The organism is Pseudomonas sp. SIMBA_068 (genome assembly GCF_046534705.1).
In the GTDB taxonomy this organism is placed as follows: Bacteria; Pseudomonadota; Gammaproteobacteria; order Pseudomonadales; family Pseudomonadaceae; genus Aquipseudomonas; species Aquipseudomonas putida.
The window spans coordinates 1-238 of the sequence record NZ_JAWRYI010001567.1 but is presented as its reverse complement, the minus strand read 5'-3'; the positions used below and the strand labels follow the sequence as shown (position 1 = coordinate 238).

The 238-nt window shown below is 64.7% G+C and carries 1 pseudogene; it reads left to right on the top strand.

Annotated elements, in window-relative coordinates:
• Positions 1 to 238: pseudogene (locus SB756_RS34955) on the top strand (mechanosensitive ion channel family protein); the annotation flags it as partial.

The window sequence follows — 238 nt, the reverse complement described above, 5'->3', positions numbered from 1 at the left end:
CGTGCACCATGCCCTGGTGCGCTCGCGCCGGGGCCTGGCCAACGCCCGTGCGCAAACCATGATGCCGTTGATCCGCAACGTGATGTTCGTGATCATCTTCATCATCGCGGTGATCGTCGCCCTGGCCAACATGGGCATGAACGTCACCCCGCTCCTGGCCGGTGCCGGTGTGATCGGCCTGGCCATCGGTTTTGGCGCACAGTCGCTGGTGGCGGACCTGATCACCGGGCTGTTCATC